This is a genomic window from Roseateles aquatilis (genome assembly GCF_002205645.1).
Taxonomy (GTDB): domain Bacteria; phylum Pseudomonadota; class Gammaproteobacteria; order Burkholderiales; family Burkholderiaceae_C; genus Roseateles; species Roseateles aquatilis.
Genome location: NZ_NIOF01000010.1, coordinates 151,394 through 176,461, shown reverse-complemented (window position 1 = coordinate 176,461; position 25,068 = coordinate 151,394). Strand labels below are relative to the sequence as shown.

The window sequence follows — 25,068 nt, the reverse complement described above, 5'->3', positions numbered from 1 at the left end:
GAGTCGATGTATCGAGCGGCTCAGGTCGGCGTCGCCTCGCGGAAACCGGAGGACGGCGCTCGCGGGATCGACTTACCTCGCAGGCAGCCTGAAACGCCCCACGAGGCTGGAAAGGTTCTGCGCCTGGCCGTTGAGACTGCTGGCCGCCGCCGCCCCTTCCTCCACCAGCGCGGCGTTCTGCTGCGTGACCTCGTCGAGTTGCATCACGGCGCTGCCCACTTGCTGAATGCCGTTGCTCTGTTCGAGCGTGGACGCCGAGATCGCCCGGATCAGCAGGTCGACCCGGCTCACCTGCTCCACCACGCGCTCCATCACCTGACCGGCGCCTTCGGCGCTGCGCGTGCCGTCGACGACCTGTTCTCCGCTGGCCTGGATCAATGTCTTGATCTCCTTGGCGGCGCCGGCGGAGCGTTGCGCCAATGCCCGGACCTCCGAGGCGACGACGGCGAAGCCGCGCCCCTGCTCGCCGGCCCGCGCGGCTTCGACGGCGGCATTCAGGGCAAGGATGTTGGTCTGGAACGCGATCGAGTCGATGACGCCGATGATCTCCGCGATCTTGCTGGACGAGTCGGAGATGCCCTGCATGGTTTGAATGAGGCCGGCGACGGCACGTCCCCCCTCGGCGGCGGCATCCGATGCCTCGGTCGCCATCTGGCTCGCTTCGCCCGCGGACCCGGCGTTCTGAGCCACGGAGCTCGTGAGCTGCTCCATCGACGACGCGGTCTCCTGCAGGCTGCTGGCCTGGCTCTCGGTGCGCTGGCTCAGGTCGGCGTTGCCTTGGGCAATCTCGCGAGACCCGGTGGCAATGCTCTCGCTGCTGTCCCGCACCTCACCGACCAGCGCGCCGAGCTGGTCGACCATCTTGGCCATCGACCGCAGCAGCAGGGCCGGCTCGTCGGATTCGGGGGCCTCGATCCGCAGCGTCAGGTCGCCGGCGGCCACCGCATCGGCGGCATGGACCGCGTCATTCAACGGCGCGGTGATCGACCGGGTCACCAGGATCGCCAGCAATACGCCCAGCGCCAGCGTGACGGCGACCACCACCGAGATGATCTTCACGCTCTTGCCGTAGGAGGACAACGCCGCGTCGGCCGACTTGTCGCTCCCTTGACGATTGAACGCAATGTCCTGATCGAGTGCCGTGGAAAGGGTCAGGAACAGCGCCAGAGACTTCCCCGTGGCGCGGCCCCTGGCGTTCTCGTGGTTGCCTTCGCCAGCCTTGATGGCCAGCTGGATCGCCTCGTCCTCCTTCAGGTACTCCGCCCAGGCCTTGCGGATGGCCTCGCACAAGACCCGCTCCTCATCCAGCGTGATGGTGGCTTCATAGAGCCGTCTGGCCTCCTCATAGTCGACCAGGCCGGCGGCGCGAATGCGCCGCGCATCCTCGCGATCCTCGGCGCTCTGCTCCAGCACCCCGCGCATCGACGAGCGACGGACCGAGTTGGCCGCGCTCTGCATCTTCGAGAGGTAGGTGATCGCGGGCAGCCAGTTGGTATTCAGGTCTTCAACGCTCTCGTACATCACGAAGAGCTGGTGCGCGCCGAACCATGCGGTGAAGCAGAGCAGGCACAGCAACGTGGTGAACGCCGCCGCGAGGCGCTTGCCGATTCGAAGGGAACGCAGGAGGGACATTGTCTGAAAGCCTTTCTTGTAATGGATACCGTGTCTGTCTCGGAACAACGGAGGTTTGGGAATAGGTGGGGAATGAGGTCGGATGGACGTCGGCGTGCGGTGCTCCGGCGGGATCGATCCGCCAGGCGGATCGATCGGGCGGCGCTTGTCCGCGCATCGCCCGCGGGACGAATGCGCCGTCTAGGCCGCGGACGAGTCGTCGGCGCACGACGTCATCGCAGCCCCGCGGTCATCGATCCATGAAATCAGCCGATCCGCCGACATCGGTCGAGAAAAGAAATAGCCCTGAAGCTCGTCACACCCCAGATCGACCAGGGCGCGTTGTTGACCCACGGTCTCGACGCCTTCGGCGACGACGCACAGTCCGAGCGCATGCGCGAGACGCACCACCGCGTCCACCAGCGATCGGGCGTCATTGTTCGAATCCACGTCCTGGACGAAGCTCCGGTCGATCTTCAATTGCCGGGCCGGCAGCTGCCTGAGGAAACCCAGGCTCGAATAGCCGGTTCCGAAGTCGTCGATGGAAAGGAACAGCCCGACCTTGCCCAGTTCCTCCAGGGTCGATTGGGTCGCCTGCACATCCTCCATGGCCGCCGATTCAGTGATTTCGCACAGCAACTGCGAGGGCAGGATGGCATGGCGCTGCAAGGCGCTTTTTGTCTTCGCGACGAAGTTGGCCTGGCGCAGCTGGAGCGCGGAGACGTTGACGGCCACATGGACGACATGCCCGTCGTCCGCCCACGCGCGCATCTGCCGGCACGCCTCTTCGATCACCCAGTCGCCGATACCCGCGATGAGCCCGAATCGCTCCGCCACCGGGATGAACAGGTTGGGCGGCACCATGCCTCGCTCCGGATGCTCCCAGCGGAGCAGCGCCTCGACGCCGATGAAGCCGCCGTTGCGCGCCTCGACCTTGGGCTGGTAATGCAATCTGAGCTGGCCGCGTTCCACGGCAAGCCGCAAATCGCTCTGGAGCGTCACCTGATCCGCCGCGTCGCATTCCATGTACTGCTGGAACACGGCATAGGCACCGCCGCCGCCTCGCTTGGCGGAATACATCGCCGCGTCGGCGTTGACGATGAGCTTGTCCAGCGGACCATGTTCCGGATACGCCGCGATGCCGATCGACGCGCTCAACCGGAGCTCGTGGCCTGGCGATATCTCGAAGGGCTCCAGCAGACTCTTCGTCAACCGGGCAGCCAGCGCCTGGGCATCGGGGATGTTGCCCAGGTCCTCGATCAGGAGGACGAACTCGTCGCCGCCGACACGCGCCACGACATCGCTCTGCCGCGCCACCTGCGTCAGGCGACGCGCCGATTCGATGAGGATCGCATCGCCGGACTCGTGGCCGAACGAGTCGTTGACCGGCTTGAAGTTGTCGAGGTCCACGAAGAGCACCGCGAACTTCTTCGAGACGCCGCGCGCCTGCTGCTTCTCGTAGCGCTGATACGCCCTGGACAGCCGCTCCTTGAAAAGCGTCCGGTTGGGCAGTTGCGTCAGCGAGTCGTGAAACGCCTGCGTCTGAAGGCGCTCGTTCACGGAGATCAACGACCGCGCCAATTGCCGACTCTTGCTGTGCAGGCTGAGCAGCAGCGTCAGGACCAGCACGCTGCAGGTGAAGCCCACCACCAGCAGCAGCAGACCCTTCGGCGCGATCGCCCCGGCGGTGACGCAGAACGCGCCGACAGGCACGTTGGCGGCGGCCATGCCGGTGTAATGCATGCCGGTGATGGCGACCCCCATCAGCAGTGCCGCGTTCGCCTGATACAGCACCTTGCGTCGATCCAGCCGCAGCAACCAGTCGAAGATCAGCAGGGCCGCCATCGATGCCCCCAGCGCCACCAAGGCGGACGCCGCGATCAACCACCGGCTCCAGACGATGGCCGGGGACAGCGCGAGCGCCGCCATGCCCGTGTAGTGCATCGCGCAGATGCCGCTGGCCATGCCGATCGATCCGACGATCACGCGGCATGCGGTCAGTCGGGCCTTTCTGGCGATCCAGAGCGCCACGCCCGATACCCCGACCGCGGCCAGCCAGGACGACAGCGTCAGGGCCTTGTCGTACCCGAGCTGTATCGGCAACGAGTAGGCCAGCATGCCGACGAAGTGCATGGACCAGACACCGGTGCCCATGGCGAATGAGCCGCCGACCCACCATCCCAGGCCCTCGGTCGCGCCGCGCTCTCGCTCCCGCTTGGCCAGCTCGATGGCCACGTATGAGACGAATACCGCGATCAGGAACGACGCCGCGACGACCCACGGGTCGTACGTCGGCTCAAGAAATCTGGTGGCTGCCGTCAGGTCGCCTGTTGTCATGTGGTCCTCGTGCTTTCGAGCCGGCCTCTCGGCTCGCCGGGTGTGCTCATCCAGGTCGGTCAGGCGAGCACCACGTCGACGTCGACGTTCAAACGCGTGCCGTTGGAGTACGGGCAGAAGCTTTGGGCCGTGCGGATCAGCGCCTCGGCCACGGGCTTCTCCAGGCCGGGCAGGCTGACGTGAAGGCAGACCTTGAAGCCCAAACCTCGCTCCGCGGGCCCCACGCCGACCTCGGCCACCACGGACACTTCATCCGAGAGCGCGATCGCGCGCCTCAGCGATATGGCGGTCATCGCCGCCAGGAACGAACTCGCGAAGCCAAGCGCGAAAAGTTGCTCCGGGTTGGTGCCGGGGCCGCCATCGCCGCCCATCTCGACCGGGACGGACAGCGGCACCGTCAAGGGACCCTCGGACATGCTTGCAAAGCTGGTATGTCCTCCCATCGCGATCGCGGTCGTGGCATACCAAATCTCTCGCAAAGACATCCAGCCCTCCTCTTCCAACTTTCGATGCATTCAACACGGCCAGCTTCCGGAGGCACCAGCCCAATTCGGGATCTGGCCATGTCGGACACGCGCCCCTCTCGTTTGTCACACTCTGCCTGATGGATAGGTCGCCGATTCGGCGCCATCGTCGAAAGCACTTTCCAGGGTTTCGTGAAGATCGGCGGACCGTCGCCCGGCCTGGGCGGCACGACGTCGACCGGCCGGCGGCGACGGAGGACCTAGGCCTGCGGCAGGATCTTGAAGACGGACACCGCCTCGACCAGGCCGCCCGCGCGTTGCCGCAGGCTCTCCGCCGCGACGGCGCTCTGCTGCACGAGCGCGGCGTTCTGCTGCGTGACCTGGTCCAGGTTGGAGATGGAGCCGCCCACCTGGCTGACGCCCACGCTCTGCTCGGCGCTCGCGGTGCTGATCTCCCGCACGATGTCGCTCACGCCCTTGACGGACGAGACGATGCTTTGCATCGTCTGCCCGGCCAGCTCGACCAGCTTCGATCCCTGGCCCACGTGCTCCACGCTTCGCGAGATCAAGCCCTCGATCTCCTTGGCGGCCTCTCCGCTTCGACGCGCCAGCGTGCGCACCTCCTCCGCCACGACCGCGAAGCCGCGGCCGTGCTCCCCCGCCCTCGCCGCCTCCACGGCGGCATTCAGCGCCAGGATGTTGGTCTGGAACGCGATGCTGTCGATGACGGAGATGATCTCTGCGATCCGCTGCGAGCTGTCGTTGATGTGCCGCATGGTGTCCACGACCTGGGCGACGACGGCCCCGCCTTCGTCGGCCACGGCCCGGGCATCCACGGCGAGCTGATCGGCCTGGCTGGCGTTCGCCGCGGTGTGCCGGACGGTCGAGGACAGTTGATCCATCGTGGAAGCCGTCTGCTGAAGGGAACTGGCCTGCTGCTCGGTACGCAGGCTGAGGTCCGCGCTCCCGGTCGCGATCTGCGTGGACGCAGTGGCGATGCCTTCCGAGTTCATGCGGACGCGGGCGACGATCTCCGTCAGGCTGACATTCATCCTCGACAGCGCGCGAAACAGCTTCCCCACCTCGTCGGTCCGGGCCAACGACACCTTCACCGTCAGGTCCCCATCGGCGACCGCCTCCGCGACCTTGACCGCCTGCGCCATCGACTGGGTGATGGATTGCGTGACGAGCCAGCCGGCGGCCGCCGCGGCGATCACGGCCACGAGACTTGCCGCGATCAGCACGTCCCGCTGGAGCTCATACGCCGACTCGGCCTCCTGGACCAGCCGCGCCTCATGCGCCGCGGTGAACTTCGCGAAGTCCTCGGTGGCTTGCGACAGCGCCGCGAGCAGGGGGCGGCACTCGTCGTTCATCTTGACGATCGCCTCCTCCTTCTTCCCTCGCAAGGCCAGGTCGACGATGTCCAGGGCCACCGGACCGTATGACTGCTCCACCTTGTCGATGCGCGCGACCAGGTCGAGCGCCGTGGCGTCCGCGTGGCCGGCCTGCGCGGTGGCGGTCTTCAGCGCCGACAGGTACCTGCCGACGTCCGCATGCGCGGCAAGCACCAGCGCCCGCTCCATGTCACGGTCTCGCGGCTGGCTCACCAGCACGAGATTCCGGGCCGCGATGGCCCTGCGGTCGACGGCCGTGCGCACGTGCGAGGCCAGGGCCGCTCGATTGCCTATCCCCTTGACGTGATCGGTGAATCGGCCGTTCGCGCTGGCCAGCGACCTCACGGAGAGGAGCGATACAAGCAAGACGACGAATGCCAACCCGGCAAACGTCAACAGCAGCTTGCCGCGGATCGACAGGTTCTTCATCTCGGACCTCCTGCTATCGGCATACCTCGCTGGACGCGCGATTCGCGGGGTCCACACGCTCGGGCCACGTCGCCGGAGTGGCGACATCGACCGTCTGCGACGGACTCTCCTCCGACCGCGTCGCCGATACAGGTCAGCGAAGGATGCTTCTCCCCCTGGGTGTCAATCAGATATACATCGGGACACTTTGCACCGACGTTCGCCGTCGATCCACCGGCGATCGGAATAAGCTGCTTGCGGTTCTGTTTGAAAGTGGGTGGAAAGATTGACCCGCCTCTTTCACCGGAAGGTCAGAGGGCAGTAGGCATCGAGCCTGCCGCTCGTTCGTTGGTTCGCGCACATGTCCAGCGCTGTCATACGAGATAAGGCCATTCCACCAATCTTGAAAGTATGAGCATCGGGCCGACAATCCATTTCCAGCCGGACGCCGGCCAGGTATCTGACAAGTTGTCAGGCTTTCGAAAGACCCCTTTGTCAAAATCACCAGAAAGCGCTTTCAACGATTTTTGGAAACTCACTTGAAGCATCAGGCAGCGAGGCTCGGCGCAATTGCCCCTACTGCGTCCAGCGCCTCCAGAGCAGTGTTTCGACCAGAAGGTGATTCATGAAGGCGTTCAGTGACCTCCGGCTGTTTTTCAGGGCGGCTCGCTGCACGAGTCTGTCGGAGGCGGCTCGCTCTCTGGACCTGACCCCGGCCTCCGCGAGCGCGGCCATCCAGCGGCTCGAGGACGAAATCGGCGTCCCCTTGTTCGTCCGCTCGACCCGCAGCCTGCGGCTCACGCCGCAAGGCGAGCAGTTCCTCAGCACATGCGAACCCGCGCTGGACACGATCGTCAGCGCCGTGGAGGAGCTGGAGGTCGGTCAGAACGCGCTGTCGGGCACGGTGAACCTGGCGATGCCGTCCGACCTGGGACGGAACGTGGTGCTCGGCTGGATCGCCGAGTTTCAACGGCTCAATCCTGGCGTCCACGTGAAGGTGCATATCTCCGACCATCTGGTGGGGATGTACCGCGACCAGGTCGATGTCGCCCTGCGCTACGGCGCGTGCCCGGACTCCAGCCTCATCGCGCTGCCACTGGCGTCCTCCAATCGACGCGTGTTGTGCGCCGCGCCGAGCTACATCGAGAAGCACGGGGCGCCGCTGACGCCCGGGGCGCTCGTCGAGCACAACTGCCTCTGTTTCATGCTCGGTGACCGCATGCACAACCGCTGGTCCTTCAGGCGCGGGGAGGAGCAACTGAGCATCGACGTCAGCGGTCGATTCCAATCGAATGACGGAGACGCCGTCCGCCGTCTCGCACTCGCCGGCGAGGGGGTCGTGTACAAGTCCGAGATCGACGTGATCGCCGATCTCAACACCGGTGCCCTCGTCCGCCTGTGCCCGGACTGGGAAACCGAAGAATCGCCCCTGTTCATGATGTGCGCCGACCGGCGCATTTTGCGACCCCTCGTGCGCGGCCTGTGGACCCATCTGCTGCAGCACTTCCAGAAGCTTTCCACCTCGTGTCCGAGGATCGATGGACGATAGTTCTCGGGATAGTGCGCCAGTCCTGTCGTCATCAGCTTACGGACTCGGTTGAAAGTGTTTTCGCCTTCGGAAACAGGTGGTCCTTTGCTGAAACGGTCATGATCGTCTGGACAGCATTGCAAGAGAGATGACGCCTTGAAGAGTCCTCCGACCGCCGCTCCCGCGCCAGCGCAGGCGAAGCGTCCGCAGCAGTTGATCGGCTCGTTCGACAAAGGCCTTCAGATCCTCGATCTGGTCGTGACGGCTGGGCAGCCGCTTCGGCTGCAGGACATCGCCAACTCGATCCGAATCGACAAGAGCTCGGCCTCTCGTTTCATGGCGACACTGCAGAAACACGGCCTGGTGGACCGCGACCCTCGCGACAAGACTTTCAGCGTCGGCACCCGGCTGCTGATGTGGTCGAGCAACTTCAAGGCCGGGAACACGATCGTCGCGAAGGCCCGTCCCCACCTTCTGCGGCTGACGCAGATGACTCACCAGACGTCGCACCTGGCCATGCTCAGGGACGGCCGCGTGGTCCTGATGGATGGCGTGTCGTCCGACAGCGCCATTGCGGTGCGGCAGCCCCCCGGGGACTCGGTGCCCCTGCATGCCTCCGCCGTGGGCAAGGCGATCCTCGCGTTCCTGCCGCTGCCGGAGCAGCAATTGCTTCTCGAGCGAATCGACGCACGAGAGGTCGCGCATTCCAGCCCGGGGTCTGGCGATCGATTGCGTGACGAGCTTCGACAGGTGATGCGGGCCCGGCTCGCCTACGACGAGGCCGAAACCATTCCGCATGTGAGCGGCATCGCCGCGCCCGTCCTCGACCGGTCAGGATATCCCGTCGCCTCGATCGGTATCGCCACCATCGCCGCGTTGTATCCGCGAGGCATCAGGCATGAGAAGGCGCTGGCAGATGCCGTGCGACAGATCGCCGACGAGGTCTCGCAAGAGATCGACCCGCCCTGATCACGCCGTGCGCGAAGTCCAGGGCCGGTGGCCAGCGAACCCCGGCTCAGGTCAACGCGACCGGGTTGACGTTGACCTGGGTCGACCCCTTGTACAGCGGGTGGCCGAGCACGAACAGGAACTCGTGGATCCCGTCGCGCAGCAGCGCACGGGTATCGATCAGCTCCAAGTTGTAGATGCCGCGCTTGGCGAGCATGAACTGGTTCACCGGGAACTCCTCGCCGGTCTTGTTCGGATAGATCTCGGAGGCCCAGGTATCGCCGCCGAAGGCCACGATGCCCCGATCCGCGAGCCATCGCGCCGCCTCCATGCCGATGCCGGGCTCGACGCTCAGGAATCGCTCGTTTTCCTTGCCGATCAACCCGAGCCACCCGGTGTTGAAGAGCACCACGTCGCCCTTGCGAATCTCGATGCCCTGTTTCTCGCAGACCGCCTGGAGATCCGCGACGCTGAATTCCTTGTCGTCATCGACCACGTCGGCGCCATAAAACTCGGCCATGTCCAGCACGACGCCCCGCGTGACGATCGGTGGCACCTTCTCCACGCCGAGCTTCGTCACCCCTTCGACCGTGACGAAGTCCTTGGCGTGATGACCGTTGTAGTAGACGTTGTCGATGCCGATGTGCCCGATGCCGTTGAGCTGCGTGCCGACGCCTGTCCATCCTTCGACCAGCTCGTCGTTGAATGTGAACTTGTTCGGCCCCTTGCTGCCGCCCTCCTGCTGACCGGGCTGTATGTTGTAAAGGTGGAAGCTGCGATGACGAAACGCTGGCAGGTGCTTGTCGATGGGCACCGCCAGGGGATACACCTTTCCGGTCTTGACCAGCTTCACTGCGTCGAGCACGACGGAGGGCCCCAGCAGATTAACGGCACCGATCTCGTCATTCGCGCCATAGGCGGAGGGATACCAGGCCTCGTCATTCGGCGCGGATTGTGCTGACGGGGGGAGAGACGATTCTTTGGACATTCGAACTCCTTGTAAGGTTCAAACATCCAGGCAAGCGTTGTGCCGCGATGCCATCGGCCGCAAGGCAGGACCCTCCACGATGTGTTCGACGACTGCAGCGACAACGTCGTTGACATTGAATCAACGCACAAGTCGTTCTTCGCTGCCGAATCCCTGAGCCCTTATCGATAGGTCGTCGATCCATGGATTGACTATCGATGGCCAGAGACGAAGCGGCCCGTTTCGCCTCCGCGGCTCGAGAACTCGGCGGTCGGTCAGGTCTCCCGTGGCGAGGGGTGGGGAGCGGCCTGACGAGGCCCATCCATGCCGGCGCTCAGCCGACCTAGGACCGGATGCCGCGGATCAGGAAGTCCTCCAGGCTCCTGCCCGATTCGATCGCTGCCCGCAGCCAGCGAGGCTGACTACCGCGGCCGGTCCAGCTGTTGCCGGCATCGTCTTTGTATTTGGCGGCCAGCTTCGTGCCTCTGGGGACGCTGGCGTGCCTCGCGGGCGTCGATCCGGCAATCGCACCTTTCGACGGCTTGGATCCCGTGCGCGCCTCGGCTTTCACTCCATGGGTCTTTCTTCCAGGCGCTGCCTTTGTCTTGGAAGCGGCTTTGCCTCCAAAGATGTGCTCCGGCGTCAAACCGTAATGCGCGACGGCAATCCTGATCTTCGCGACAACACCATCGATCTCCTTCGCGAGCAAGGCCTGCTCTTGCAACTGCAACTTGGCGATTTGCTGTCGAATCTGATCAACGGTTTTGGCCATCAGGACGCTCCGGAGGTTGACGATAGATCAACAGTTTATGCGCAGGGAGCCCCCCGTCATGCCCGGTCCGTCAGGTCGATTCGCTCATGAAAAAGGGCATCTCCGGCGCCGTACCCCGCACTCGTCCGAACGACGGGCAGGCAAATTGACTGCAATCAATCCCGGGCCTGTATTTTCTTTCGACCGACGCCATCGACCTGCGCGATTCGGCCTTCGCGGAGCCATGCGAATGGAGCTCGCCAGTTCCAGTGGAATGGCCGCAACTATCCAGGCTCAGGCGGATGCTCGTGCCTTGCAGTGTGCACACAACGTGCGGGTGAGCCCGCTTGACAAGCCCATCCTGCCGACTAGCATTGAACAACATTATTGAACTAGGTTCCATATTTTGGAACCAACGAAACGGGACCAAAAGTGAAGCGCCTTGCGGAGCGGGAACTGAATGCCGGGGGCAGGGCAGCCTCTGCTGGCGTTCGCACGGAAGCATCCAGCCATGAGGCTCATCCAAGAGCGCTGGCGCCTGCCAACCTCGTACTGACAGTGCTGCTGAGCGTCATCGGCGCGATCGTCGGCATCCACATGGTTGTGAGCCTCGGTATTACTCCGAGCACGTCGCTCGTGGGCGCCCTGGCTGCGATGGCGCTTGCCCGGGTACCGCTGAAGGCGTTTCGCGAGTTCCGCTCGCCCCACGCCCAGAACCTGGCTCAAACGAGCATCTCGTCGGCGACCTTCGGAGCAGCAAACAGCTTGTTCCTGCCAATCGGAATCCCCTTTCTGTTCGGACTCCCGGAGATGGTGGCGCCAATGCTGATAGGCGTCAGCCTGGCGATGCTGCTCGATGGATGGCTGCTCTACCGCTTGTTCGGTTCCGAGATTTTCCCAGCTCGCAACCCTTGGCCCCTGGGAGTCGCAGCTGCAGAGGCCATCAAGGCCGGGGATAGTGGTGGGCGCGATGGCCGTCTGCTGCTCGGCGGCCTGGCCGTGGGTGTCGTCGGTTCAATCTGTGCCCTGCCGATGGCAGCATTCGGTGTTGCGCTGATCGGCGGACTGGCGGCGATGACGGCCTTTGGCGTGGGCTTGCTGGTCAAGTCATATGCCCTGTCGTACCTGAACATCGACCTCGCGCGCCAATACATCCCACACGGTTTGATGATGGGAGCCGGCGTCACTGCGCTAATGCAGGTTACGTTCCTCGTCTTCAAGCGCTCTTCACCGTCTCCCCGTAGCGACGTAACGGAAGAGCCTGTCGCACCTGTTGGCAGAACACTTCGGTTCGGCGCCATCGGCTACCTGCTCATCATGGTTGTGTTGGCCCTGGCGACCGGCGTGTACATGGGAATGTCACTCGGCATGCTGGCGTTCTTTGTCCTGTACGGAGCGTTCGCAGCCTTCGTGCACGAGATCATCGTGGGCATCGCCGCCATGCATGCCGGCTGGTTCCCCGCGTTTGCCGTGGCGCTCATCACGCTGCTGGTTGGCATCCTTCTTGGTCTGCCACCGCAAGCCTTGGTCGTTCTCGCCGGATTCTCAGCTGCCACTGGTCCAGCATTTGCCGACATGGGATACGACCTGAAGGCTGGGTATCTCCTTCGCGGAGAAGGTGCGGACAGGGCTTTCGAGCGTGAAGGACGGCTGCAGCAGACGATTGCTGGCATGGTGGGTTTTGGCGTCGCCATCGTTGTTGTCGCGCTCACGTACCAGACATTCTTTTCCAATGGTCAGACGGCACCCATCAACGCGGCCTACGTCGCCGCGATCAAGGCAGGGATCTCTGGCGACACCGCAAGGAACCTGCTGGTCTGGGCGATCCCTGGCGCGCTATTGCAGCTGGTCGGAGGTTCGCGTCGGCAGCTCGGCGTGTTGCTCGCAACTGGATTGCTGATTGGAAACCCCCTTGCCGGGTGGATGGTCGCGGCGGGGCTAGCGACGCGGCTCTTGGCAGCCAAAGTCGGCAAGGCATCTGGCAAGAGCCTGGAGGTATTTGCCGGCGGGGTCATCGCAGGCGATGCACTCCACGGCTTCGTCCATGGCCTGTACGCGACAACGCGGAAGTGAAGGCCGTGCAATGACACCACTGTCGCTAGCCGGCCGTCCTCCTGCCGATGCAGGTTCATCAAGGCACGCCACCGCATCGATCGGCCCAAGAGAAACGTTTCGCGAAGCGCCAATGCTAGGAACGATAACTCTTGGTCAGGCACCGCGCGACGACATCGCTTCCATGCTGCGACAGCATCTGCCGGCACATGTGCAATGTATCCAGGCGGGAGTGCTCGACGGGCTCTCGCTAAGTGAGGTTCGCCAGAGCTATTCCCCGGACATCGACGATCCACAGCTGGTGACCCGCATGCTTGATGGTTCCGCGGTGGTGCTCGGGAAGAGCAAGGTCCTGCCGCTCATTCAAACCCTGATTCGCTCGCTTCGGAGTCGCGGATGCACGTGCATCTTGTTGCTCTGCACGGGTGAGTTTGAGGGCCTCCACTGCGAGAACGCATGGCTTATCGAACCTGACCGTCTTGTCGCGCCCTGTGTGGCAGCCATTGCAGGGAGACGCCAAGTCGGGATTCTCTTCCCCCTCGAGTCCCAGATGCACAGGGAGGGCGACAAGTGGAGCGTGCTTCAAAAAAGGCCGCTTTGTGAGGCGGTGTCCCCGTATGAACCAGAAATCGAGCTACTTGAGCGAGCCGCAAGTGCCTTGCGTGAGCGAGGCGCGGAACTGCTCGTCATGGACTGCATGGGCTACGGAGAGGCGCATCGCGAAGCGGCCTCACGAGCTTCAGGGCTGCCGGTGATTCTTTCCAACTCGGTGGTCAGCCGCATGACCGCAGAACTCCTTTCCTGACCGCCCCGACCAGGGCGCAACCTATCAATCACCTCGCGCTTTAGAGCGCGAGTAGGACCACTTTTTGCCAAAAACATGAAACGAAAACTCACTGAAGACGATGTGCTCGCCGCCGTCTGGGGCGGCGCAATCCTGGGTGGTGGTGGTGGTGGCTTCGCCGAAGACGGGGAGCGAATGGCCCAACTGGCCCTCCAACTCGGCACCCCCGAACTGTGGACGGTCGACGAGTTCAACCAAGACGATCTCACGGCCACCGTCGCCTACGTTGGCGCCCCGGGCGCCCCTGACTTCGAGGTGCTTCCTGCCCACTTTGTCCGGGCCTTGGAACTGCTCCGCGGTCTACTGCCGACAGGCCTGAAGTTGATGGGACTGCATACCAACGAAAACGGCGCAGAGACGACCGTCAACGGATGGGTCCAGTCGGCGCAACTGGGGCTCCCCGTGTTGGATCTGGCCTGCAACGGCCGCGCCCATCCCTCCAGTCTTATGGGAGCACTCGGGCTGCACCGGCAAGACGACTACGTCTCGCTTCAAGCATTCGCAGGTGGCGCGCCTTCCCGATATGTCGAGGGCACAGTTCGCGGACGACTTGACGGTGCTTCAAGCGTGATTCGCCACGCGTCTGTGGCCGCGGGCGGCGCAGTCGCGGTTGCACGAAATCCGGTAACCATCGGATTCGCTAGCCGCAACGGAGCGCCTGGCGCGATCAGCCATGCCATCAAGCTTGGGCGTGCGTACCTTGACGGTGGTCTCGATGCCGTATCTAGCCTGCTGAAGGGAAGCATCGTGGCCGAGGGTGTCGTCACCGAGTACCGCTGCGAGCAAGTCGCCGGCCTCGACGTCGGCGTAGTGGGCCTCGACGACAGTCAAAAGACATCGTTGCCGCTGATCAACGAATACATGTTGCTGGAACGCAATGGGCGCCGCGTCGCCGCCTTTCCAGACCTGATCACAACGTTCTCAGAGGACGGCAAGCCGGTGCCATCAGCGCGGGTTCGCTTGGGGGACCGCATCCGTGTCCTGCACGCTCCAGCCTCAAGCCTGCTCCTATCCCGAACGATGTTCATGCCTGAGCTCTACGCACCTCTCGAGGCATCGCTCGGAGAACCCTTTCACTTTCAGACCCGATAGATCAACTGGCCCCCTGAGGCTCTCACAACCCCGATGGAGATGATCATGACCAGAATTCTTCCCCTTACCGCCGTCGCGGCTGCCATCGCCCTTGTCGGCGCTTCAACTGCCAACGCTCAAGAGGCGCCCGCGCCGGCACCTGCGCCGCAGGCTGCAGCAGCCAGCGAGGCCGGCGAATCCAGCACAAAGCTGGAGGCCGTCGTTGTTACGTCGCAAGGCCGTCGAGAACTGCTGCAGAAGGTGCCTGTCGCCGTTAAAGCCTTCAGCGCGACTCAGATTGAGAACGCCGGCATCAAGAGTACGCAGGACTTCGTCAACCTGACACCCAACATGTCCTTCGACAACTCGTTCACGTATGGGAACTCGTTTGTCGTCATCCGTGGCGTCTCCCAAATCAACAACGCCGACTCGCCCGTGGCCGTTGTCGTCGACGGCGTCCCGCAGAGCGACCAGAAGCAGCTCAAGATGAACCTTGTCGATGTTGCCCGCATCGAGGTTCTCAAGGGTCCGCAGGGCTCTCTCTATGGGCGCAATGCGATTGGCGGAGCCATCGTCATCGACACCAAGGCGCCAACGAACGAGTTGCACGGGTTCGCAAAGGCCGACTACAGCTCCGGAAACACCAGGGAAGTCTCCGGCGGAGTGAGCGGCGCCCTTGTGCCGGACAAAGTACTGTTCCGCGTGGCGGGTCAGACCAAGAGTTCCGACGGTCTGATCAACAACAGTTTCCTGGACAAGAAAGTCGACTTCATTGACCACGACAACCTCTTGCGCGCCAAGGTGATGGTGGTCGCTTCGGAGGATGTCCAGCTCGACTTCCGGGCAAGCACAAACACCTTCAAGGCTGGCGCGACCTGGGACAACCTCATTCGAGATGGCAATCTGAACGCGCACTATGACCCTACCTCGAACTTCCTCGGTCAGACAGAAGGCTCCAACGACGAGTTCACGTTCAAGGCTGACGTCGAGACATCGCTGGGCACGCTGACGGCCATCACCAATCGGACCAAGCTCCGCGAGAAGTTCGCTGGTGATGCCGACTTCACGAATCCGCAGGACACGCTTGGTGGCCTTGCGGGCACACTGAGCCGAGGCCAGGGCAAGGACCGCCGCACGACGCTGACAAGCCAGGAACTGCGTCTGACGTCGCCAAGCAGCAAGCCGCTCCGCTGGATTGCGGGACTCTTCTACATGGACAAAACCATGGACCTCGAGGAGAAGTCTTTCGCAGACATCAACGGTCAAGCCTCGCAGTACGACGCCGCTGCTGTCACCAGGCACAACGTCTTCAAGAACACCGCAAGCGCCGCGTTCGGCCAGGTCGAATACGACTTCACCCCGGCCACGAAACTCTCGGGCGGCCTGCGATATGACCGCGATGCTCGAGTCCGTGATGACACCATCACAGCGGCTCACGCCGAGAAGACCTTCAGTGCCTGGCAGCCCAAACTGACGTTGACGCAGAAGCTCGATGCAGACGCCATCGGATTCGCGACTTACAGCACCGGCTTTCGGTCCGGCGGGTTCAACACGACCGCATCCGATCAGCCAATCTTCAAGGATGAGAACCTGAAGAACTTCGAGCTGGGCTACAAGGGCTCCTTCGCCGATGGTCGCCTGACCTTCAACGCGGCGGCGTTCTACTCCAAGTCCGACGACCTGCAGTACTTCTACATCAAGGTCTTGCCAGGAAACATCCTGTCCGGCCGTATCGGCAACATCGACAAGGTGACGATCAAGGGGGTGGACGTTGACTTCCGCTACACACCGGTCAAGGGCCTCGAGTTCGACGGCGGTCTGGGCATCACCGACAGCCGCATCACGGCCAATGCCGCCGAGCCCGCGACCGTTGGCAACCGTACGCCCAAGGCGTCGCCGTGGAAGGTGACATTCGGTGCGCAGTACACCCGAGCCGTCGCCAGCGGTATCAACGGCTTCGCGCGCCTGGACATCGAAGCGCGCAGCCGCAAGTACTGGCTGCCGGACAACCTCCTTGTGTCCGATGGAATGACCCTCGTTGGGCTGCGCCTGGGCATTCAAGATGCCAAGGACCGATGGGCACTTAACCTCTACGGTCACAACCTGACCAACGAGCGATACTACGCGGACGTCAACGGCAAGACCTATGGCGGTTGGGGGGGCCCGATCCAGGCGATTGGCTCGCTGGCAACGCCTCGCGTCGTCGGAGTCGAGTTCGTCTACAAACTCTGAGCCCACCAGCACCTATCATGCTGCGCCGCATAGACCGGAACTAGGAACCTGCTGCTTTGAGTACGCTCGCGAACGCAATGGATGTGTTGAAGTTGATCGTCCGCTTGCGTCGCGACATCACGATGACCGACCTGGTTGCAGAGCTCGACTACCCGAAAAGCTCTGCGTCACGCACGCTCAGTCTGATGGCTGAGCACGGCTTTCTAGAGCGGGACGCCGTCACCAAGGCCTACCGTCCCGGTTCGGTTGTGATGGAGGCCTCTTTCCACTTTCGTTCAAGCACCACCGTCAGCTCCCTGCTTGAGGACGCCCTTGACGCCTTGGTCGCCGACACGGGTTTCACGGGCTACTTGGATGTGCTGCGCGGTAATGAGTCCGTCGTTCTGCAGATGCGCCCGGGCAAGCATCCTCTGCAGGTCTACACCCCACCGGGGACAGGTGGCCCGGCCTATGGAAGTTCCATGGGCCGAGCTCTGCTATCAAGGCTGACGGATTCAGAAATCCTTGAGCTGGTAGGCAACGCGTTCGATGACGCCCGAGGATTGGCGCCGAAGACGCCGAAGGACCTGCTCAAGCGCATCGCCCAGACACGGATTGAGGGTGTCGCTGAATCTCGGGGTGAGCTTGTTCCGCATGTCGCTGGCATCTCGGCCGCGGTGTTGGATTCCGCGACGGGCCAGATTTTCGGGATCGGTATAGCGGTACCCGAACAAGAGGTGTCCGATGCGTTGTTCAAGCGCTTCGCAGCGAGGGTGCGCGAGGCGGCCTTCTCGGTGGGCAAGCGTGTGGGTGACCCCTACTGGCTTCAGTTCGCGGGCTGACAGCGCCCCTTCACCGCCGAGCTCTTGAGCTCAGTGTGACTCGTAGCCGCGCCGGATACGCGTTCAGTTTTCTAGCGTTCTTGTGACGAGAACTTGCGTTGAATGCGTTCGACCTTGCGGCACGGGTATCGTGGACAACTTCACCCGCACTGCCCCACGAACCCACACGCCGTGCAGAACTCGCACCCATCCCGATGGATCAGCGTCGAGTTGCCGCACTCCGGGCATTTCTTGCCGGCCATGGCGATGACTCCGCCTTGCGACGCGGCGGCGCGCGCCGCGCCCGCCCGCGCAGGCGCCTGCTGCAGCAGGCCCATGTCCACGAGCGGATAGCCCTGTTCATCGAGCACGCCCAGCATCGCGTACCGATGGATCACCAGCCGCGCGACATACGCCACCGTCGACGGCCACACCTGCTGGCGGCGCTCGCCTGACAGCGTCGGCACCGGCGCCATGAAGTGCCCCAGCGGCTCGCCGACGTTGAGCAGCTTGCGCAGCTTCATCCCGATCCAGCCGGGATCCAGCACCCGCATGTCCAGCGACAGCAACCGCGCCAGCCCGTCCAGCGCCTTCGGGTAGTTGCCAGAGAACCCCATCGCGCAAGGCCGCGTGACGCTGCCGCCGTCGGGCGTGGGCAGGCTGACTTCCTTCAGTGTCAGCGTGAACAGCTCGCCGGTGGCGGGGTTGTCCACGTCGACGGCCCAGGCCAGCGTCCCCGCGGTGCTGGTGCGCGGCTCCTCGCGCGAGAACATCGCGTCGAGCACCGGCGTCGGGCCGCCCTCCTGCAGCGCGCCCAGTTGCTCGCAGCGCCAGCGGATCACCGCCGCCGTCGCCGCGACGACGCCGGGGAACAGCCGCGGCTCGCCGAGCGGCGGGATGGGCATCTCGAAGGCACGTTCCTCGGCCACGGTCGCGAGCGCGTCCAGCTTCAGCCGCAGCCAGGCGGCGTCGTTGGCCCGCAGGTCCATCGACAGCGTCTTGGCCATCGCGCTCAGGCCGCGCGGCTGCTCGGCGCCGTTGACCCAGACCTCGAACGGCAGCGTCCGCCCGAAGAGCCCGGCCTCCGGCCCCTCCGCCGGCAGCTCGCCGACGAACAGCGCGAAGTCCCCATGCGGGTGGCGGATCATGGTCGACCAGGCCGGATTGCCGCCGGGCAGCTCGGGCCGGCTGGGCCAGCGCAGCGAGGCGAGCACCGGCTTGGGCAGGCGCTCGACGCGCAGCCGTTGGTTGGGGCCGATGTCGGCCTTCAGCGGCTCCGGCTTCGCGACCGGCTCCACGCTCAGCACCGCCCCCAGCACGCTGTTGGGCCGGTAGGTCGCCAGCCCCTTCAGCCCGCTTTTCCATGCCAGGGCGTAGAGGTCCTGGAAGTCGCCATAGGGATAGTCCGCCGGCACATTGACGGTCTTGGAGATCGACGTGTCGACATAGGGCGCGACCGCCGCGACCATCGCCTCGTGATCGGCCGCCTGCAGTTCGAGCGCGGTGACGAACGCCTCGGTCAGCGGCGCGTCGGTGCCGAAGAGGTGACGGTAGAGGCGCCAGGCGTGGTCCTCGACGGCGTACTCCTTGAAGCTGTTGTCGGGCATCCGCTTCTTGCGGGTGTAGCTCCAGGAGAAGGCGGGCTCGATGCCGTTGCTCGCGTTGTCCGCGAAAGCCAGCGAGATGGTGCCCGTCGGCGCGATCGACAGCAGATGCGAGTTGCGCAGGCCCTGGGCCCGGATCTTGTCCTTCAGCCACGGCGGCAGCCGCGACGCGAAGCTGCCGCCTGACAGGTACAGGTCGGCGTTGAACAGCGGGAAGGCGCCGCGCTCCAGCGCCAGGTCCGCGGAGGCCTCGTAGGCCGCGTCGCGCATGACCTCGCTGATGCGCCGCGCCATCGCCCGCGCCGGCTCGCCGTCATAACGCAGGCCGAGCATCACCAGCGCGTCCCCCAGGCCCGTGAACCCGAGGCCGACGCGCCGCTTGTTGGCGGCCTCCTGCGCCTGCTGCGGCAGCGGCCAGGGGGTGACGTCGAGGACGTTGTCGAGCATGCGGGTGGCGACCTTGCAGATCTCGGCGAACTCCGCGTCGTCGAACGCCGCCCTGGCCGAGAAGGCGTCCTTCACGAACGTCGTCAGATCGATGGAGCCCAGACAACAGCAGCCATAAGAAGGCAGAGGCTGCTCGGCGCAGTTGTGGACCATCAGACCATTGGCGTCGAAAGCGTGCACCTGCTCGACGGTCACATCAAAGACCGGCTCGATGCCATCGGGCTCGACCGAGGCCACCGTCGCGACGAAGCGCTCGCGGTTGGGGCGCCGCTTTTGAACAGCAAGTCGTTCGGCCAGTCGCCGCGACTTGCTGGTGTCCGCGAAGCCGATACGGTCGGCGAAGACTTGGAGGTTGTCGAGGGCGATGACGAGTCGCCTCCCTCGCGGAGAGCCTTGAAGCGCACTCGCAATACCAAATCGGAGCAGCATTCGCTGCACGCGCTCTTGATCTTCGGAAGAGAGGCCAGGCAATGCAATCGTGCAATCACTGCCGCCATCGCTGTCCATCACGGCGATGTCGCCGAACAGACGCGCCAGGCGCACGGCCTGAATCGCCGACGATGCCATTTCCGAGGACGGCGCTATCGTGCGGACGGCCTCGGCGAAGCCGTTCGCGACGGCGAGTGGCTCCACTTCCTGGACCTGGGATTGGCCCCATCCTTCAAACGCGCGATGGTTGTGCAGCACGACCTCGTCCCCAGGCTGCAGCGCGCCTGCCTGCACCCAGTCCATCTCGACGGTCTCGACGGTGCGCTTCAGCACCCGCCTCACCAGATGCTCCGCCGTCAACCGCAACGCGTGTCCTTCGGTGGTCCGGAGCGCCAGCACCGGCTTCGTCCCGGTCGGAAAGAACCCGGCCGACTCCGTTCGGTACGCCTTGCCATCGACCATGGCCAGGAACGGCGTGCCGATCAGATCGGTCACCTGCCGCGGCCCGTCGCTCGTCAGCACCCACGTGTCCGCGGTCACGCAAGGATTCGTCGCGCTGATCGTCTCGCAGTAATGCAGGTTGTTGTCCGCGTTGATCCGGTCCAGGAACAGCACGCCCGGCTCCGCGTGGTCGTAGGTGGACCGCATGATCTGGTCCCACAGCTTGCGGGCCCGCATGCGTCGGTAGACCCACAGGCCGTCGGCGCGCTGCGTCGCTCCGGCCGCGCGCTGCTTGGCGCCGGGCGCGGCCTTGTGGACCAGCTCGATGTCCGCGTCCGCCTCCACCGCCTGCATGAACACGTCGGTCACGCCGACCGAGATGTTGAAGTTGCGCAGGTCGCCCTCGTCCTTCGCGTGGATGAACTCCTCGATGTCCGGATGGTCGCAGCGCAGCACGCCCATCTGCGCGCCGCGCCGCGAGCCGGCGGACTCCACCGTCTCGCAGCTGCGGTCGAAGACCCGCATGTAGCTCACCGGCCCGGAAGCGCTCGACTGCGTCGACTTCACGTAGGCGCCCTTGGGACGGATCCGCGAGAAGTCATAACCGACGCCGCCTCCGCGCCGCATCGTCTCCGCGGCCTCGGTCAGCGCGGTGTAGATGCCGGGCACGCCGTCTTCCATCTCCGCGATCGCGTCGCCGACCGGCTGCACGAAGCAGTTGATCAAGGTGGCCGAGAGCCCCGTCCCCGCCGCCGAGGCGATCCGCCCCGCCGGCACGAAACCGCGCCGCTGCGCGTCCAGGAAGCGCCCCTCCCAATGCGCGCGCTGCTCGGGGGACTCGGCCTGCGCCAACGCCCGCGCCACCCGCGCCCGGACTTCCTCCAGGCTGCGCTCGCCCCCCTTGGCGTATTTCTCCAGCAGCACCTCGGCGCTGATGTCCTGCGGCGGCAAACTCTCCGCGGTGGCCTGCACGGGCAGGGACAAGGGGACGGTCGGCTGGTTCATGCGGAACTCCATCGGACGACGCGGTCCATCCTAGTCCCGTCCCGTCGCCGCGGCCCGACCGGTCCCTCGAATCCGTCATGGCCACGTCACGATCGGTCAACGCGGTATCCACAGGTAAACGGTAAGCACGCACTTGCCGGCAAATCCCGCGCCGGATGGGTACTTTTGGCCGTATTCATGGCGTTTTCCGCTGGCAAGCCCCTATGGGCTGGTCGCATTGCGGACGCTATTCTTTTTGGTTATGAACCCTGACAAGGTCTTGCGCTCCAGCCCCGGAACCCTGGGCGATCTGGAACAAGGCTGCGCCGATGCCCGCCGTCTGATCGCCGACGGCCAGCCGGACGCGGCGCGCTCGCGCCTGGACGAGCTGCGCAAGACCCACGGCGACGAGCACGCGCCGTTGCAGGAGGCGCTCAGCGCGATCGCCGAGGCGCATGGCGACCTGGCCGCCGCGCTGGCGCATTACAAGCGTTTCCATGCGCTGGCCATCCAGGCCGGCGTGTCGTCGCCGCTGGCGTCGCGAGACCAGTTGCTGGCCCGGCTGGTGGAGCGCCAGCAGCAGCACGCCCCGGACATGACCTGGTGCCTGGTGGCGCTGGCCGCGGCGCGGGCGCCGGCCGGCGCACTGCCGCACATGCTGCGTCAGCAGTGCCGCGCGCAGGACGTGCTGGCGCTCGGCCAGGGCGAGGCGATGCTGATGCTGCTGCACGACGTCGACCTGCCCACCGGGCGCAAGGTCTGCGAGCGTTTCCGTGCCGTCTGGATGCAGCAGCAACCGACCGCCGGTCCGCTCAGCATGGGCCTGACCGCCTGGCGCGGCCCGGGCGATACCGGCAGCGGCCTGCTCGGCCGCGCCGAAGGGGCGCTGGCCCGTAGCCAGCGCGAAGGCGCGCCGTTCCGGACCGGCTGACCCGACGCACCGTCGGACGCCCCCGACCGGTGCGCCGAGCTCGAGGCCGTCGAGCCGGGCGGGATCGCGGCGATCAGAACGGATTGACCGACTTCTCGCGCCGATAGTGGATGTAGCCGACGCTCGCCCCGGCGCGCAGGCCCACGCCCAGCCGGATCGGCGCCAGCGTGATGCCGTCGGCGCGCTGGTAGTTGATGCCGGCGCCGCCGATGTAATACAGGCTGCCGTCCACGCCGGGAAAGCGGCGGTAGATCGCGCTCGCCTTCGGCAGCTTGTAGACCAGCGTGAAGACCTTGGACGCGTTGGCGCCCAGGTCGAAGCCGACCGACGGCCCCGCCCAGTACACCTGCGCGCTGCCGCCGCGCTTCATCATCAGCGTGCCGTCGCCGTAACGCAGGCCCACGGTGATGGCGGCGCCGGCCTCCTGGCCCTGGATGTAGGCGTTGGGGCGGCCCTGCTCCTTGAAGGCCTTCTCGATCACCTTGGCCAGGCCCTCGGTGGTCTCGCCGAAGAAGTCGGTCGCGGCCTTCAGCACCGAGTCCTGGTCGTAGGTGTCGTCCTCGCTGTTGGCGGCAAGGGCCGGCAGCGCGGCCAACCCCGGCGGCAGGATCAGGCCGGCGGCGGCATACCGCCCCAGTCGACCCAGCGCGTCGCGGCGGGCCAGCGCCGCGCCGATCGCGGCATCGGCCGTGGCATCGGCGGGGGACGTTTCGTTCATCGACAGGCGGTCGTCATCGAGGCGGTTCATGCGCATCTCCGGGTTAGTCTGAATGGCGTCGGACACTCGTGCCGCGGCCGGCAGTGCATGCCGGTGGGCAATCCAGGTGCCCGCACTTCGAACACGACGAATGCTACGCCTGCGCGTGACAAACGGCGTGCGCGTCGTCACCTGGCCCCTATACACTCGCCGTCACGCCGTCAGAGAGGGATCCCGAGACCAAGAAGGAGCGGCGATGCATGCAAACAGCAGTCGTGACAAGAGTGCGTCAAGGAGGACATGCAGTGAGCAGTGACCTGCCCCGTCTGGCCCGTGCGCTGGAATACCTGGACATGGCGTCGGCCCTTTACCTGGCTGGCGGCGCCGATCATTCCGCGCAGCTGCTGGCCGCCGCCGGTGAACGCCTGCTCGGCGACCTGGCCCGGCTGATCCAGTCGCCGGAACACGGCCACGAGGTCCAGCAGTTGCTCGCGCGCCTGGCCCAGCACCACGTGAACCAGCCTGTGCCCGAGGTGTCCGGACACAACCAGTCCCGCCAGCTCCAGGCCATGCTGTCCCGCCAGGAAACCCCCGAATCGACCGAGTTGCGCCAGGCCACGTCCGCGTTGCTGCGCGCCGCCTGGTACCTGCTGGAAACGATGGGCCTGGAGCCGCTCGCCCCGCCGCGTTTGCATCAGGCGATCGAGAAGAGCACGATTTACGCCGAGCTCTGATTCCGGCCCGCGGCCGGCCTCCCACCTCGAGAGCGCCCTCCCATGAGCAACGACTCCTCCGCCGGACCCGCCGACCGCCGGCACTTCTCGCGGATCGCGTTCGCCGGTCCGGCCCAGTTGGTGACCGTCGACCAGCGCCTGCCGGTCCAGGTGCTGGACCTGTCGCTCAAGGGCGCGCTGCTGCTGTTGCCGGAAGCCTCGGACATCGAGGCCGGCTCCTTGTGCCTGCTGGACCTGCCGCTGGCACCGCACGAGGGTCGCATCACGATGGCCGCCCAGTTGGCCCACGTGAACGGCGACCGCGCCGGACTGCTCTGCCTGGGCATCGACATCGAGAGCATCACCCACCTGCGCCGCGTCATCGAGTTGAACCTGGGCGACGTCGCGCTGGCCGAGCGTGACCTGAAGGCGCTGGTCGCGCCCGCGGCCCTCGCCTGACCGCCGCCGCGCGCGGCGCGGGCAAGAGCCTTCTTCCCCTTACTCGGCGATGAAGCGCCGCAGCACCGCGAACGCCGCCGCCGGATCGTCGCGCCACGCGCCGTGGCCCACGCCGGGGAATCGCGCCAGCTGACGCCAGCGCTCGGGCAGCGCGTCATGGATCTCCAGCGCATCCTCCAGCGGGCAGACCGGGTCTTCCTCGCCCACCATCACCAGCACCGGGCATTGCGCCTTGTCCAGGCCCTGCAGCAGGCCCAGGTCCTGTTTCTCGCCCGAGACGAAGTGCAGCAGGATGTCCAGGTTGACCAGCGTGCGCGAGCCCGCCTCGGCATCCGCCGCGGGCTGCGTGTTGTAGAGATGGCGCACGCCGGCCCAGTAGGCATCGAAGGTCTCGACCGTCGGCCGGCTCCAGAAGGCCTGCGCCAGCGCGCGCGCCTCGGGCCCGCCGCGGCGCTCGAAGGCGGCCAGCTTGCGTTCCAGCCCCATGTGATGCGAGGTGCTGGACAGGATCACCTTGCCCGCGTGGCCCGGGTGGCGGGCGATGTAGCGCTGCGCGACGAAGCCGCCGAAGGACTGGCCCAGCACGATGGGCTTCTCGATGCCCAGCGCGTCGCTCAGGCGCACGATGTCGTCGGCCCAGGTGTCCAGCGTCCATTCCGACGGTGGGCGCGCATCGCTGCGGCCGTGGCCGCGGTGGTCGTAATAGACGATCTGCGCCAGGTCGGCCAACTGGTTGAACGCCGGCTTGAAGGCCGCGTGGTCGAAGCCGGGGCCGCCATGCATGCAGATCAGCGTGGGTTTCTCGCGCATGCGCGGGCCGTCCGGCACCAGGCCCGCCCCTTCCACGTCCACGAACAGGCGTACGCCGCCACCGAGATGGATCTTCATGGGCGGCGAGTATGCCGCCTGCGCGGACCTCCGTCTCCGGGGGGCGGGACTCGTCCCGCCCTGGCCCG

The 25,068-nt window shown here is 65.3% G+C and carries 19 protein-coding genes; 10 read left to right on the top strand and 9 right to left on the bottom strand.

Annotated elements, in window-relative coordinates; all coding sequences use genetic code 11:
* Positions 1-72 precede the first annotated feature (72 nt).
* From CDN99_RS19640 to CDN99_RS19625, 4 genes are all read right to left on the bottom strand, one after another.
* Positions 73-1,632, bottom strand: coding sequence for a methyl-accepting chemotaxis protein (locus CDN99_RS19640; RefSeq protein WP_088386584.1), 1,560 nt, complete (start codon positions 1,630-1,632; stop codon positions 73-75).
* A 180-nt stretch (positions 1,633-1,812) separates the two neighbouring features.
* Positions 1,813-3,948 carry a putative bifunctional diguanylate cyclase/phosphodiesterase gene (locus CDN99_RS19635; protein ID WP_088386583.1) on the bottom strand — a complete coding sequence of 712 codons (2,136 nt, stop codon included), beginning with the start codon at positions 3,946-3,948 and terminating at the stop codon, positions 1,813-1,815.
* A 59-nt stretch (positions 3,949-4,007) separates the two neighbouring features.
* A complete protein-coding gene (locus CDN99_RS19630) occupies positions 4,008-4,433 on the bottom strand; it encodes an Ohr family peroxiredoxin (RefSeq protein WP_259374723.1) in 426 nt (141 codons plus the stop codon).
* A gap of 239 nt (positions 4,434-4,672) precedes the next feature.
* Positions 4,673-6,235 carry a methyl-accepting chemotaxis protein gene (locus CDN99_RS19625; protein ID WP_088386581.1) on the bottom strand — a complete coding sequence of 521 codons (1,563 nt, stop codon included), beginning with the start codon at positions 6,233-6,235 and terminating at the stop codon, positions 4,673-4,675.
* Positions 6,236-6,839: 604 nt separating this feature from the next.
* Between CDN99_RS19625 and CDN99_RS19620 the strand changes: the two genes are divergently transcribed.
* Together CDN99_RS19620 and CDN99_RS19615 are read left to right on the top strand one after the other, a co-directional pair.
* Positions 6,840-7,763 carry a LysR family transcriptional regulator gene (locus tag CDN99_RS19620; protein ID WP_088386580.1) on the top strand — a complete coding sequence of 308 codons (924 nt, stop codon included), beginning with the start codon at positions 6,840-6,842 and terminating at the stop codon, positions 7,761-7,763.
* Positions 7,764-7,898: 135 nt separating this feature from the next.
* A complete protein-coding gene (locus CDN99_RS19615; RefSeq protein WP_088386579.1) occupies positions 7,899-8,711 on the top strand; it encodes an IclR family transcriptional regulator in 813 nt (270 codons plus the stop codon).
* Between the two features lie 46 nt (positions 8,712-8,757).
* On the opposite strand, the gene CDN99_RS19610 is transcribed toward CDN99_RS19615, so the two are convergent.
* Together CDN99_RS19610 and CDN99_RS19605 are read right to left on the bottom strand one after the other, a co-directional pair.
* Positions 8,758-9,678, bottom strand: coding sequence for a cyclase family protein (locus CDN99_RS19610; RefSeq protein ID WP_088386578.1), 921 nt, complete (start codon positions 9,676-9,678; stop codon positions 8,758-8,760).
* Positions 9,679-10,000: 322 nt separating this feature from the next.
* Entirely contained in the window at positions 10,001-10,429 is a 429-nt protein-coding gene (locus CDN99_RS19605; RefSeq protein WP_088386577.1) for an H-NS histone family protein, read from the bottom strand.
* A gap of 411 nt (positions 10,430-10,840) precedes the next feature.
* Here CDN99_RS19605 and CDN99_RS19600 point away from each other — a divergent pair, with 411 nt between their 5' ends.
* The 5 genes from CDN99_RS19600 (at position 10,841) to CDN99_RS19580 (ending at position 17,428) form a co-directional block, all read left to right on the top strand.
* On the top strand, positions 10,841-12,481 hold the full coding sequence (locus tag CDN99_RS19600) for an OPT/YSL family transporter (RefSeq protein ID WP_238139609.1): 1,641 nt from the start codon (positions 10,841-10,843) through the stop codon (positions 12,479-12,481).
* A 10-nt stretch (positions 12,482-12,491) separates the two neighbouring features.
* Positions 12,492-13,265, top strand: coding sequence for an AroM family protein (locus CDN99_RS19595; RefSeq protein WP_238139608.1), 774 nt, complete (start codon positions 12,492-12,494; stop codon positions 13,263-13,265).
* Between the two features lie 75 nt (positions 13,266-13,340).
* Complete coding sequence (locus CDN99_RS19590; RefSeq protein WP_088386575.1) at positions 13,341-14,396, top strand: S-methyl thiohydantoin desulfurase domain-containing protein; 1,056 nt, start codon at positions 13,341-13,343, stop codon at positions 14,394-14,396.
* Positions 14,397-14,441: 45 nt separating this feature from the next.
* Complete coding sequence (locus CDN99_RS19585; protein ID WP_158218893.1) at positions 14,442-16,607, top strand: TonB-dependent receptor; 2,166 nt, start codon at positions 14,442-14,444, stop codon at positions 16,605-16,607.
* A 56-nt stretch (positions 16,608-16,663) separates the two neighbouring features.
* Positions 16,664-17,428 carry an IclR family transcriptional regulator gene (locus CDN99_RS19580; RefSeq protein WP_088386573.1) on the top strand — a complete coding sequence of 255 codons (765 nt, stop codon included), beginning with the start codon at positions 16,664-16,666 and terminating at the stop codon, positions 17,426-17,428.
* A gap of 140 nt (positions 17,429-17,568) precedes the next feature.
* Here the strand turns inward: CDN99_RS19580 and CDN99_RS19575 are convergent, their stop codons facing one another.
* Positions 17,569-21,333, bottom strand: coding sequence for a ribonucleotide reductase barrel domain-containing protein (locus CDN99_RS19575; protein ID WP_141100876.1), 3,765 nt, complete (start codon positions 21,331-21,333; stop codon positions 17,569-17,571).
* 241 nt (positions 21,334-21,574) lie between these two features.
* On the opposite strand from CDN99_RS19575, the gene CDN99_RS19570 reads away from it, so the two are divergent.
* Positions 21,575-22,243 carry a hypothetical protein gene (locus CDN99_RS19570; RefSeq protein ID WP_088386572.1) on the top strand — a complete coding sequence of 223 codons (669 nt, stop codon included), beginning with the start codon at positions 21,575-21,577 and terminating at the stop codon, positions 22,241-22,243.
* Positions 22,244-22,316: 73 nt separating this feature from the next.
* Here CDN99_RS19570 and CDN99_RS19565 read toward each other — a convergent pair whose 3' ends face one another.
* Positions 22,317-22,991 carry a DUF1134 domain-containing protein gene (locus tag CDN99_RS19565; RefSeq protein WP_238139606.1) on the bottom strand — a complete coding sequence of 225 codons (675 nt, stop codon included), beginning with the start codon at positions 22,989-22,991 and terminating at the stop codon, positions 22,317-22,319.
* A 254-nt stretch (positions 22,992-23,245) separates the two neighbouring features.
* Here CDN99_RS19565 and CDN99_RS19560 point away from each other — a divergent pair, with 254 nt between their 5' ends.
* Together CDN99_RS19560 and CDN99_RS19555 are read left to right on the top strand one after the other, a co-directional pair.
* A complete protein-coding gene (locus tag CDN99_RS19560; protein ID WP_088386571.1) occupies positions 23,246-23,674 on the top strand; it encodes a hypothetical protein in 429 nt (142 codons plus the stop codon).
* 42 nt (positions 23,675-23,716) lie between these two features.
* The gene (locus tag CDN99_RS19555; protein ID WP_088386570.1) at positions 23,717-24,112 is read left to right on the top strand and encodes a PilZ domain-containing protein; all 396 of its coding nucleotides are present in this window, start codon (positions 23,717-23,719) and stop codon (positions 24,110-24,112) included.
* Positions 24,113-24,151: 39 nt separating this feature from the next.
* Here CDN99_RS19555 and CDN99_RS19550 read toward each other — a convergent pair whose 3' ends face one another.
* Positions 24,152-25,000 (bottom strand): alpha/beta fold hydrolase, encoded by an 849-nt coding sequence (locus CDN99_RS19550; protein WP_088386687.1) that lies wholly within the window; start codon positions 24,998-25,000, stop codon positions 24,152-24,154.
* Positions 25,001-25,068 lie beyond the last annotated feature (68 nt).